This is a genomic window from Cryobacterium sp. Hh11 (assembly GCF_004404045.1).
Classification (GTDB): domain Bacteria; phylum Actinomycetota; class Actinomycetes; order Actinomycetales; family Microbacteriaceae; genus Cryobacterium; species Cryobacterium levicorallinum.
Genome location: NZ_SOHF01000035.1, coordinates 58,932 through 69,524 on the forward strand (window position 1 = coordinate 58,932; position 10,593 = coordinate 69,524).

Consider the following 10,593-nt stretch of genomic DNA (forward strand, 5'->3'; position numbering starts at 1 on the left):
GCAGCCGCTCACCGGAATGGGCGGCGGTGTCACGAGCCACGTTGGCTGAACTAGCGGATGTAGCCGCCCTTTTTCAGGCCGGCCTCGATCTCGAAGCGGTTCTGCAGCGGATTGCGCCCGCCGAGCGCGTATAGCAGCGGAAAGACCATGCCGAAGCGCTGCCACTGGCGTTTGTGCACGGCCTCATGCTCGAGCACGGCCGCGGTGACGTTCTGATTGGTGAGGTAGCAGCCGCCGACGCAGGATCCGCCGCGTCCGAACGTCCACGGCGGCATGCCGCGAAAGACATACAGTCCGGCGCGTTTCTCGACCCGGCCGGTGCTCCAGATCGAGCCCCAGACCAGCCCGAACGCGGTCGCGTAGAGGTAGCCGGCGCGACTCACCGGTGAATCAAAGAGGAGTCGCCGCATCCGCTATCGTGATTCTTCGTCGGTGTACCCGGGGCGTCCGTACGCCTCGAGCAGCCGCAGCCAGACCTCGCTCAGCGTCGGGTAGCTCGGCACGGCATGCCACAGCCGGTTGATCGGCACTTCGCCGACAATGGCGACCGTGGCCGAATGCAACAGCTCAGCGACATCCTGCCCGACGAAGGTGACGCCGAGCAGAACCTCGCGGTCGAGGTCGACGATCGCGCGCGCCTTGCCGACGTAGCCGACGGCGAGCACCGAGGCACCGCCCAGGTTGGCCAGGTCGTAATCCAGAATACGGATGCGATACCCCGCCTTCACAGCGGATGCTGCGGTCAACCCGACCGAGGCCACCTCCGGGTCGGTGAAGGTGACCTGGGGCACGGCGGCGTGGTCGGCGGTCGCGACGTGCACGCCCCAGGGCGCCGTGTCGATCGGTCTGCCGGCCGCGCGGGTCACGATCGCGTCGCCGGCTGCGCGGGCTTGGTATTTGCCCTGGTGAGTGAGGAGCGCGCGATGGTTGACGTCGCCGGTGGCGTAGAGCCAATCACCGGCGAGCGCCGGGGAGTCGCCCTGCACGAGCAGGGTGTCGTCGACGGCGAGCCAGTCGCCTTCGTCGAGCCCGACGGTTTCAAGGCCCAGATCCTGGGTGCGCGGGGTTCGGCCGATGGCCACGAGCACTTTCTCGGCCGTGACGGTGCTGTCGTCGTCGAGGGTGAGCGTGACGGTGCCGGCTGCGTCGCGGTGGGCTTCGGTGGTAGACGGGCCGACGAGGACGGTGACGCCGTTGCGCCGCAGGGCGGCGGTGACGAGCTCACCGGCGAAGGGTTCCTGACCGCCGAGCAGTGGGCTGCGCGCGATGACGGTCACTGTCGAGCCGAGTGAGGCGTAGGCGGCGGCCATCTCGGCGGCGACGACGCCGCCGCCGATCACGGCCAGGCTGGCCGGAATCTCCTGGGCGCTGGTCGCGTCGCGGCTGGTCCAGGGTTCGATGTTTGTCAGGCCCGGAATGTCGGGCAGGAGGGCGGCCGAACCGGTGCTGACGACGACGGCGTGCGTGGCGGTGAGCACGGTCACGGTACCGTCGGCGGACGTCACGGTGACCTCTTTCGTGCCGGTGAGGCGGGCGTGGCCGCGTACCAGGTCGATTCCGGCCGACTCGAGCCACTTTGCCTGGCCGTCGTCCTTCCAGTGGCTCGCGATGGCGTCGCGTTGCTTGAGGGCGGCGCGCACGTCGACGGTTCCGGTGACGGCTTCGGCAGCGCCCGGCACTCGCTTGGCCGCAGCGAGGGCGGCGCCGCTGCGCAGTAGAGCCTTGGACGGCATACAGGCCCAGTAGGAGCATTCGCCGCCGACCAGGTCGCTTTCGACGACGACCGTGCGCAGGCCGCCCTGCGCGGTGCGGTCGGCCACATTCTCGCCGACAGCGCCGCCGCCGATCACAATGACGTCGTAGTTCTGACTTGACATTGAATCTCCTTGACTTTGTGGCCCGACCGTTCAGAGCAGCCTATCCCGAGGTGCCCGTCCGGGGCCCACTCTGTGAACGCAGGCCCGGTTTATAAACCGGGCCTGCGTTCTGGGCCCGGTCGCAGAAGAGGAGGGTGCGCGCGTGGCTAACGGCCCACGAAGACGGCGGGGGTCCGGGTCATGAACGACTGCATGCCGATGCGGGAGTCCTCGGTTTGCACCAGGCGGGCGAGGGCCGGCTGCAGCTCTTGTTCAGCGGATGCCGCCCCCTCCCGCTGCGCCAGGCGCGCATTGGCGAGGGTGGCCTGGATCGCGAGGGGTGCCTGGGCGGCGATCTTCTCGGCGAGCTCGAGCGCCCGGTCGAACTGGGTGCCGTCGGGCACGACTTCCTGAACGAGGCCCAAACGATGCGCTTCGGCGGTATCGAACAGCTCACCGGTGAGCAGCCAGCGCATGGCATTGCCCCAGCCGGCCGCACGCGGAAACCGAATCGTCGCGCCGCCGAACGGCAAAATGCCGCGGGCTACCTCGATCTGCCCGAACTTGGTCGATTCGGCGGCAACCACAATGTCGCTCGCGAGCATGAGCTCGATGCCGAGGGTGAGGCAGGTTCCCTGCACGGCGATGACGACCGGTTTACTGAGGGATTCGCCATCCACTTGCCACGGGTTGATGCCGCCCTCGGGCACCATCTCGAGCCCGGCAGGGCCCAGCCGGGGACCGATGTCGGCGAGGTCGAGCCCAGCCGTGAAGTGCTCGCCGACGGCGTAGACCAGGCCGACGCGCAGCTCGGGGTCGCGGTCGAGCTCGCCGTAGGCGAGGGCGAGCTGCCGCAGCAGGGCAAAGTCGGCGGCATTGCGCTTCTCGGGCCGATTGAACCCGATCAGCAGAATGTGGCCGCGGCGCTCGGTGAGGATGCGGGGCTGATCGTTCATGGGGCCTCCATTGGTCGGTGTGTGAATTCGTGCGGTGCTCGCCGGGCCTATCGCCCCGAGTCCATAACTCCTGCAATTCGTTGGCGGTCCCGCAAAGTTGCCCGGAATGATGCCGGTGTGTCCCTGGCCAGCCAGAAATTGCAGGAGTTATGCGCATTCCCACCCACTCAGTCCGGTCACCTGCGAGATCAGTGCCTAGCGGGTGAGTGCCCCGATGATGCGCAGGATGCTCGGCAGATCATCGGTAGCCGCCTCGGGGGAGGCCGGCGCGAACCCGGTGATCGTCGCTCCGGCGAGGGTGAACTCAGCGCGCAGGGCGGTGATCGCTTTACCGAGTTCGGCCACGCTCAACCCGAACGGAATCAGGTCATTCAGGCCGCCAAGAGCTGACGGATCGAGCACATCCAGGTCGATGTGCACGAAGACGTGCTTGGCGCCGATGGCAGCGACGGCCGCGACCAGGGCGACCGGGTCGGTCAACTCGGAGCAGGACACGCTCACCAGGCCGCGCTCCTGCAGGAGAACGTCTTCGGCATCGTCGACATCGCGGATTCCGGCCAGCACGACGCGGTCGAGTGACACGCTGCTCGTGGCGGCGAGTTCCAGCTCGGCTGGCCCTTCGCCGCTGATCGCGCGCAGCACCATGCCGCAGAATCCACCGGACGGTGAGGTCTCTGGTGTGTGCAGGTCGGGGTGGGCGTCGAACCAGACGACGGCCAGATCGCCCGGATGCGTACGCGCCGCGTGCTCGACAGCGGTGAGGGCAATGCCGCAGTCGCCGCCGATTGAGAGCGCCCAATCGGCCGTGTCCTTCAAAACAGCGGTGTGGCGTTCTCGCACCTGCTGGATCGCGGAGAACCGGTGCACCCCGGTATCGAGCGCGTCACCGGCCTCGACCGGCACGTCGACCAGACGCGTGGCCGAAAAGGGCAGGTCGCCTTGAATGGCCGCCGCCCCGTCGACCAGGCGCATGGCGCGCGGAGAAATCGAACCCTGCCACTGCGGTACTACAACGAAGGTGGGAGCCATACCTCAGTATGGCGCAGCGGCCGGGGCCAACAACATCCGCTTCGCCGAGAGCGAATTTCTGGCCGGGCTCGCCGGCCAGGTCCTGAGTGGACAACTCTGGTGGGTGCCACCGGGGTGTCACCCACCAAAGTTGTCCACTGAACGCTCAGCGCTCGAGGGCGGCGGTGGTTCCGGCTTTCAGAGCCGCGAGGCGGGCATCCACTTCGGTGAGCTCGCCGAGGTCGTCGAGGCTTTCGAACTGGGCGTCAAGACTCGACGCGGCGAGCTCCTGCGCGCCGCGAACCCGGGCTTCTTCGCGACGGATCTTGTCCTCGAAGCGGTTGACCTCGCTTGTCGGATCCATCATGTCGATGCTCTTGACGGCATCCATCACCTGCGCCTGCGCCTTGGCGGTCTTGGAGCGCGCGACGAGCTCTGCACGCTTGTTGGTGAGTTGCACCAACTTCTCTTTCATGGCGTTCAGGCCGGTCTTGAGCTGGTTGACGACGGCGGTCTGGGCCTGAATCTGCGGCTCAGCGGTCTTCGCTTCCTTCTCCGAGGTGAGCTGGCGACCCAGCGCGACCTTGGCGAGGTTGTCGAACTTGTCGGCGTCGGCAGCGTTGCCGACCAGGCGCAGCTCGTCGGCCTTGCGGCTCGCGGCCAGGGCCTTGTCGCCCCACTCCACGGCGGCTTCCTGGTCTTCGCGGTAGTCGTCTTCGAGCAGCCGCAGGTTGCCGATGGTCTCGGCGATCGCGCTCTCGGCGTCGGAGATGCTGCTCGAGAAGTCGCGCACCATCTGGTCGAGCATCTTGGCGGGGTCTTCCGCCGAGTCGAGGATGGCGTTGATGTTCGCCTTCGCGAGCTGGGAAATACGGCCGAAGATGGACTGCTTGGTCATTCGGGTGTCCCTTCCAAAGGAGTCGTCCTGGTCGAGCTGACCCGCCAGGAAAGTGCGTGCATGACCAAAGTTTAGGGTGACCGGCAGAGGCGAGTCTGGGAACCTCAGGAAATCCGTGCGATTGCGATGTTGCCCTGTGTTACAGGGCTATTCGCGTGCGACAGGCCCGCAGCCCACAATGGAATCAGGACAGCAATGCGATAGGACGGGAGCCCGGCATGAACCAAGAATTCACGAACCGGATGCTCGTCGTCGTCGAGGTCACCGGAGCGCGCCCAGACCGCCCCGCCTATCACGCCAAGGTGCAGGTGCTCAATTCGCGCGTCGCCGCCGATGCCGAAACCGCCGGCTGGGCCGTCACCCGCGTCGCCGCTGCCGACGTCACACCGGTCGAACTGCTGCGCATCACAGCGGATGCCGACGCCCTCATTATCGTCGGCGGCGAAGACGTCACGCCCCACTTCTACGGCGGCGCTACCGGCTACGAGGGTGAGACGGCGCACTTTGCGGTCGCCGACGAGGGCCAGATCGCTCTGGTGCAGCGTGCCCTCCTGCTCGGCACCCCGTTGCTGGGCATCTGCCGCGGCCTGCAGATCATCAATGTCGCCCTCGGCGGCAATCTGGTGCAGCACATTGACGACGGCATTCACAAAAACATCGACGTGCCGATCGACCAGATTCTCTCCACCCACGACGTCGTCCTGGCCGAAGGCAGCACCTTGGCCGCCAGCCTCGGCCGCATCGACATCTCGGTGCAGAGCGCCCACCACCAGATCGTCGACCGCCTCGGCGCCGGGCTCGCCGCCGCCGCCCACGCCCCCGACGGCCTGATCGAAGCCCTCGAGCACGAGAGTGCTCCGATCACCGGTGTGCAGTGGCACCCCGAAGCGCCCGACTCTCCGGTCGATCAGCTCGCCCTGCTTCTGGCCGGTCTGGCCGAGCAGCACGAGGCGCGCTCGCTGCGCGTCGACGCCCCCGCGCTCGCCGCGTAACCGGCCGGGGTCGGCATCCGCTGAACGACCCGCGCTGGTCTCGGTATCGCCACCAATCCGTTGGCCGAGCCTGCCGAGACCGCCTGGGCGCGTCCCTGGCGGCACCGCGGAACCGAAAAAACCCCGGCACTTCTCGCCTGGGGGGAGGTGAGAAATATGCCGGGGCTTTACGTGGAGTGGGGGAACTCCGTGTGTAACGGTACGGGGCATGGCCTGAGAAGAGGCTGATAAAAAACAAAAAAAAAGAGTCTACCCCCGCGCCAGAATGAGAGCTCCCGGTCGGCCGGTTTGTCACGCATCCGTTGCAACGCGTCGAGCGCACAGCGGTCGGCCGACTGAACTGAACCGAGGCCGCCATTCCACAAAACGAGGCGGTGCCGACCCGGGTAGGGAGTCGACACCGCCTCGGATGCTCGAGTCGGCTGGTGTCAGGCGGCCTGGTGTTTGGTGGCCTGGTGTTCGGTGGCCTGGTGTTCGGTGGCACTGACAGCGCTTGTAGAGTGGCTCCAGGCGAGGAGTTCGGCCTGCGCCCGCTTACGGCTCGCAGCGGTCTGTTTGGGGGGAACCGGAACGATCATTCGGGAGCCCGGGCAATCCTTGGAGGAATTGGCCAGGGAATGGTAGGTCGCGAAGCGGGTATCCGACGTGATCCACACCATTTGTTGGCATTCGGGGCACTCTGTCTGCAACATTTTCACGATTGTCCGTTCCATCGCCGACTCCGGGTGATCGGTTCGATAATTCCAACCTAGCGGGGAGAGACAGCGTGATGTCCTCCCCATGATGGGGACAGCAGGAAACGCCAAATGGTGGTATTTTCCCTCCGGCAAGTGCTTCCGCTCATTCTGATTTCCCCGCCCGCAAGAGCCGATGAAGTGGAGATACGCCTTGAACATTGATTGGGAATTCAACGGACTGCCGCTTCACGTGCTGATCGTGCACGCGGTCGTGATCGTGGTGCCACTCGCCGCTCTGTGCGCGCTGCTCACCGCATTCTGGCCGGCCGCTCGGCGGCGATTGGGCATCGTGACGCCCCTGGTGGCCCTGACAGCGCTCGTGCTGGTTCCGCTCGCCGTGCAGGCGGGGGAGTGGCTGCAGTCCCGGCTGGTCAACGTGACCCCGTTGCTCGGCACGCACACCTCGCTCGGCAACACGCTGCTGCCGTGGGTGATCGCCCTGTTCCTCGTGGCGGCACTGCAGTGGTTTTGGTACCGCTACGTGACCGCCGAGGGCGCCCGTTTCGCATCCGCTCTGCCACACCGCGCCGGACGCCTCGCGGCGACCATTGTTCTTGATCTTGTGGTTCTGGTCAGCGCGCTTGGATCGGTCGTCACGGTTGCACTCATCGGGGAATCGGGTTCTCGAGCGGTCTGGACCGACCTGTTCACCCCGTGAGGGTGCCGCATCGAACGTGCGACACCCTCACGCGCCCCTCAGGCCCGCGGCCTGGGCGGCTGCGGCTTCTGGAATGCCAGCTCGCCGCCAACGCGCCCGCCAAACGGCCGGCCGTGGTCGGCGAATTCCTCCCGAAAGTAGCCCATGCGCCACGGGCCCATTTCGAGCCGTGACCCGGTGCGCAGAATCTGGCTGTTCCCGGTGCCTCCCTCGGCCGGCCGAGAGCTGCTCGCGACGTCACCCATCGCAAACAGAACGTACTCATCGTTGTCATCGTGGCGAATTTCGGCGTGCAGCGGTTTCAACCCGGGCAATTGCAGGTCGGCATCCGCGGACGATCCGATCGTCGTCACGCCCGGCAGCAGGTTGAACTCCCGGGGCATCTGCCCGTTCCAGTTCTCCGAGCCCACGACGAAGATGAGGCGGGGTCGCCCGCTTCCCGGCGTGTAGTGCGTTGTGGTGATCTTTCGCCGGCGGTGTCGATCAAAGGTCGGTGCGAGCGGAAACACCGTCGATGGCGGCAGCGGAATGGCAACCGGCATGCGCGCACGCCCGCGCATTCGTGCCTGCACGAGCGGCCCGAGGGCGTTTCGGGACCCGAGCACGATGTGCGGTGACCGCGTCAGCAGCCGTTGCGAAACGGATGCCTGCACGTCGCCGAGACGCGCAATCATCCCGACCGGGCCTGTGATGGAGACGGTCAGACCGCGGGAGGCTAATTCGGAAGCCAACGCGCGCAATGGTTCCAGATTGAGCGCACGCCCTTGCACGAACATTTCCGGGTTGCTCGTGAAGACGGTGATCTCCGTGCCGTCGGCGGTCACCGTGCCCTGCATGGCATCCGCTGCCCCAAAGGAATCGCCGAACTCTGCTCCGCTCGAATCCGCACCGGAGGAAGCTTTCGACGCACCGACCGCACCCGTCGGTTCGACCAGGGAAAAGGCGAGATCGATGTGCAGACTCACCGGGGAGCCAGCCAGTGTTGAGCTCGCCGAGGAGCTCACGATCAGCCCCGAAACGGATCGGAGCCGAGCGACTTCTCGTCGCTCGTGGTGACCCGCAGGGTGCCGTTGAGCTTCCAGACGGCCCGCGGAGCATCGGGGCCGATGTCACGGGGAACTTCGACGACCATATCGATGAAACTGTAGTTGATGGCCGCACCCTTACCGGTGAGGTACGACCACATTTCCTGGCCGAGATCCGCCCAGTCCTTGATGGTGTGCTCCTCGGATTCAGGGGTGCTCTCAACGTTGCCCAGGTACGTCTGTCGTTCAGTCACGGTAGGTTCCTTTTCGCTCGCACAGATGGTGGTGCAGGTACCGGCAGGTGCGCCGGTCTCGCGCGGGCACAGCGCCCGCGCGATTTACCTAGCGTAGTTACCTAGTTGCGTGCGGTAAAGGATTGTCCCCAAACGGGGAACGGGTATTATTCGGCGTCGAGATCCGTCTCCAGAATCTTGACCAGGGAGTCGAGAGCCTCGTCGGCGCCTTCGCCGTCGGCACGCAGCACGACGGTATCGCCGTTGGAGGCGCCGAGACTCATAATGGAGAGGATGCTCGACGCATCCATGGCGTCCTCGGCCGGCTCGCCGGCCATGGCGATGGTGACCTCGAGGGGCAGCTCACCGACCGCGGCGACAAAGATTCCGGCGGGGCGGGCGTGCAGGCCTACGCGGCTTGCGATGACAGCGGTTCGTTCAGACATGGGGTCCTCCAGGGTAAGCGGTGTTGACAAAGAGTGAGGGTAGATTACAAACCCAGCGTATTAAGTATGGGAAGTTTCTCGCGAACGATTCGACGGGCATCCGTTGCTGAATGTGATTTGAGGGCCAGGGCAGCCAGTTGCTGTGCCTCGGGCAGCGTCACGCTCGCGAGCACGGCAGCGACGGCGGAAAGGGCCCGTGCGGTCATGGACAGCGTCGAGACGCCGAGTCCGACCAGTACCACCGCGAGGGCGGGGTCGGCGGCAGCTTCACCGCAGACCCCAACCGGCTTGTCGTTGCCCTCGTCGCGCGAACCGGCCACGGTCAGGCGGATCAATTGCAGCACTGCTGGCTGCCACGGCGTGTTGAGGGCCGCGAGTGGGCCGAGCTGGCGGTCGGCGGCCATGGCGTACTGGGTCAGGTCGTTGGTGCCGAGGCTGACGAAGTCGACGTGTTCGAGAATGCTCGCGGCGGTGAGCGCGGCCGAGGGGACCTCGACCATGACGCCGGGTGTCGTGAGCCCCGCCGCGGCGCACAGGCCGGCGAAATGTTCGGCTTCCTCGGCGGTGGAGATCATCGGCGCCATCACCCAGACCTGCGCCTCGGTGCCGTCGGCTGCCTGCGCGATGGCCTGGAGCTGACGCTCAAGCACTCCGGGGGAGGTGAAATCGGTGCGGTAGCCGCGCACGCCGAGGGCGGGATTCGGCTCGGAGGCATCGGTCAGAAACGGCAGCGGTTTGTCGGCGCCGGCGTCGAGGGTGCGCACGACGACCTTCTTGCCGGGGAACGCGTCGAACACGCCGCGGTAGGCCTCGACCTGTTCGGCGATGGTGGGCTCGGTGTCACGTTCCAAGAAGCAGAATTCGGTGCGCAGCAGGCCGACGCCCTGGGCACCGGCGGCTGCGGCTTTGACCGCATCCTTGGCGCCGCCGACGTTGGAGAGCAGCGGAACCAGGTGGCCGTCTTTCAGGCGCCCGGTGCCGTCGAACAGGGCCAGGGCGGCGGTGGTGGTCGCCCAGGCCTGGGCCAGGTCGATCTCGTCGGCGCCGGGGTCGACCAGAATCGTTCCGGCCGCGCCGTCCACGAAGACGGTGGTGCCCTCGGTCAGGCCTTCGACGCCGACAGCGGCGACCACGGCCGGCAGCCCAAGGGCGCGGGCGATGATGGCCGTGTGCGACTGAGGTCCGCCGCTCGAGGTGACGAGGGCGAGAACCTTCGCCGGGTCGAGAGTGGCGGTGTCGGCCGGCGCAAGATCCTCGCCGACCAGAATGAACGGCGTGTCCGAGTACGGGATTCCGGGGGCCGGAACGCCGCGCAGTTCGGCCACGATCCGGCCGCGCACATCGAGCACGTCGGTCGCCCGCTCGGCCATGTAACCGCCGAGGTTGTGCAGCATTTCGGCCACCGAGGCGGCCGCATCCCAGATCGCCCGTTCCGGTGAGGAACCGTTGGTGATGAGCTTGACGGCCGCCTTAACCAGCATGGGGTCGTTCGCCATCAGTGCCGTCGCCTCCAGCACCTCCCGGCCGGCGCCCGAAGCGCCGACCGAGCGAGCTGTGAGACTGGTTTGCACGGCCTTTGCTGCGACCCGCAGGGTAGCGGATGCCTCTTCCGGCGTGGTTCCCTCGGCCAGGCGTTCGCCCGCAGCGGGTTCCCGCACGGGCTGGGGCATCAACAGGATGGAGCCGACGATACGGCCGGGGCTGACACCGACTCCGGTGAAGGTGCGGCCGGTTTCGGCCTGGTCGGTACTGGCCTTGCCTGAAAGCGTCTGCACGATCGTCCT

12 protein-coding genes are annotated in these 10,593 nt (G+C 66.6%); 2 read left to right on the forward strand and 10 right to left on the reverse strand.

Annotated elements, in window-relative coordinates; genetic code table 11:
* Positions 1 to 50: 50 nt before the first annotated feature.
* The 5 genes from E3T46_RS15895 to E3T46_RS15915 all read right to left on the reverse strand — a co-directional run bounded on the left by E3T46_RS15895 (position 51) and on the right by E3T46_RS15915 (position 4,718).
* The gene (locus tag E3T46_RS15895; protein WP_134467270.1) at positions 51 to 410 is read right to left on the reverse strand and encodes a Fe-S oxidoreductase; all 360 of its coding nucleotides are present in this window, start codon (positions 408 to 410) and stop codon (positions 51 to 53) included.
* Positions 411 to 413: 3 nt separating this feature from the next.
* Positions 414 to 1,877 (reverse strand): NAD(P)/FAD-dependent oxidoreductase, encoded by a 1,464-nt coding sequence (locus E3T46_RS15900; protein ID WP_134579284.1) that lies wholly within the window; start codon positions 1,875 to 1,877, stop codon positions 414 to 416.
* A gap of 146 nt (positions 1,878 to 2,023) precedes the next feature.
* Positions 2,024 to 2,812, reverse strand: a complete 789-nt coding sequence (locus tag E3T46_RS15905; protein WP_134472207.1) for a crotonase/enoyl-CoA hydratase family protein — start codon at positions 2,810 to 2,812, stop codon at positions 2,024 to 2,026.
* Between the two features lie 195 nt (positions 2,813 to 3,007).
* Complete coding sequence (locus E3T46_RS15910; RefSeq protein ID WP_134579285.1) at positions 3,008 to 3,841, reverse strand: arginase family protein; 834 nt, start codon at positions 3,839 to 3,841, stop codon at positions 3,008 to 3,010.
* Positions 3,842 to 3,986: 145 nt separating this feature from the next.
* Positions 3,987 to 4,718, reverse strand: coding sequence for a PspA/IM30 family protein (locus E3T46_RS15915; protein ID WP_134441711.1), 732 nt, complete (start codon positions 4,716 to 4,718; stop codon positions 3,987 to 3,989).
* Between the two features lie 218 nt (positions 4,719 to 4,936).
* Between E3T46_RS15915 and E3T46_RS15920 the strand changes: the two genes are divergently transcribed.
* Positions 4,937 to 5,710: a gamma-glutamyl-gamma-aminobutyrate hydrolase family protein gene (locus tag E3T46_RS15920; protein ID WP_134579286.1), complete on the forward strand. Its 774-nt coding sequence runs from the start codon at positions 4,937 to 4,939 to the stop codon at positions 5,708 to 5,710.
* 428 nt (positions 5,711 to 6,138) lie between these two features.
* Here E3T46_RS15920 and E3T46_RS15925 read toward each other — a convergent pair whose 3' ends face one another.
* Entirely contained in the window at positions 6,139 to 6,369 is a 231-nt protein-coding gene (locus E3T46_RS15925) for a hypothetical protein (protein WP_206751487.1), read from the reverse strand.
* A gap of 211 nt (positions 6,370 to 6,580) precedes the next feature.
* On the opposite strand from E3T46_RS15925, the gene E3T46_RS15930 reads away from it, so the two are divergent.
* The gene (locus E3T46_RS15930) at positions 6,581 to 7,105 is read left to right on the forward strand and encodes a hypothetical protein (RefSeq protein ID WP_134579288.1); all 525 of its coding nucleotides are present in this window, start codon (positions 6,581 to 6,583) and stop codon (positions 7,103 to 7,105) included.
* Between the two features lie 38 nt (positions 7,106 to 7,143).
* Here the strand turns inward: E3T46_RS15930 and E3T46_RS15935 are convergent, their stop codons facing one another.
* The 4 genes from E3T46_RS15935 to ptsP form a co-directional block, all read right to left on the reverse strand.
* Positions 7,144 to 8,070, reverse strand: coding sequence for an FHA domain-containing protein (locus E3T46_RS15935; RefSeq protein WP_134579289.1), 927 nt, complete (start codon positions 8,068 to 8,070; stop codon positions 7,144 to 7,146).
* Positions 8,071 to 8,111: 41 nt separating this feature from the next.
* Positions 8,112 to 8,384, reverse strand: coding sequence for a hypothetical protein (locus tag E3T46_RS15940; protein ID WP_241980834.1), 273 nt, complete (start codon positions 8,382 to 8,384; stop codon positions 8,112 to 8,114).
* A gap of 146 nt (positions 8,385 to 8,530) precedes the next feature.
* Positions 8,531 to 8,809 carry an HPr family phosphocarrier protein gene (locus E3T46_RS15945; protein WP_092451256.1) on the reverse strand — a complete coding sequence of 93 codons (279 nt, stop codon included), beginning with the start codon at positions 8,807 to 8,809 and terminating at the stop codon, positions 8,531 to 8,533.
* Positions 8,810 to 8,853: 44 nt separating this feature from the next.
* Positions 8,854 to 10,584: a phosphoenolpyruvate--protein phosphotransferase gene (gene ptsP / locus E3T46_RS15950; RefSeq protein ID WP_277870986.1), complete on the reverse strand. Its 1,731-nt coding sequence runs from the start codon at positions 10,582 to 10,584 to the stop codon at positions 8,854 to 8,856.
* Between the last annotated feature and the right edge of the window lie 9 nt (positions 10,585 to 10,593).

Bases quoted from the DNA above. Each gene is read 5' to 3' on its own strand.
- E3T46_RS15925 (WP_206751487.1), bottom strand. From the start codon at position 6,369: ATGGTGTGGATCACGTCGGATACCCGCTTCGCGACCTACCATTCCCTG.
- E3T46_RS15915 (WP_134441711.1), bottom strand. From the start codon at position 4,718: ATGACCAAGCAGTCCATCTTCGGCCGTATTTCCCAGCTCGCGAAGGCG.
- E3T46_RS15945 (WP_092451256.1), bottom strand. From the start codon at position 8,809: ATGTCTGAACGAACCGCTGTCATCGCAAGCCGCGTAGGCCTGCACGCC.
- E3T46_RS15900 (WP_134579284.1), bottom strand. From the start codon at position 1,877: ATGTCAAGTCAGAACTACGACGTCATTGTGATCGGCGGCGGCGCTGTC.
- E3T46_RS15905 (WP_134472207.1), bottom strand. From the start codon at position 2,812: ATGAACGATCAGCCCCGCATCCTCACCGAGCGCCGCGGCCACATTCTG.
- E3T46_RS15910 (WP_134579285.1), bottom strand. From the start codon at position 3,841: ATGGCTCCCACCTTCGTTGTAGTACCGCAGTGGCAGGGTTCGATTTCT.
- E3T46_RS15920 (WP_134579286.1), top strand. From the start codon at position 4,937: ATGAACCAAGAATTCACGAACCGGATGCTCGTCGTCGTCGAGGTCACC.
- E3T46_RS15895 (WP_134467270.1), bottom strand. From the start codon at position 410: ATGCGGCGACTCCTCTTTGATTCACCGGTGAGTCGCGCCGGCTACCTC.
- E3T46_RS15930 (WP_134579288.1), top strand. From the start codon at position 6,581: ATGAAGTGGAGATACGCCTTGAACATTGATTGGGAATTCAACGGACTG.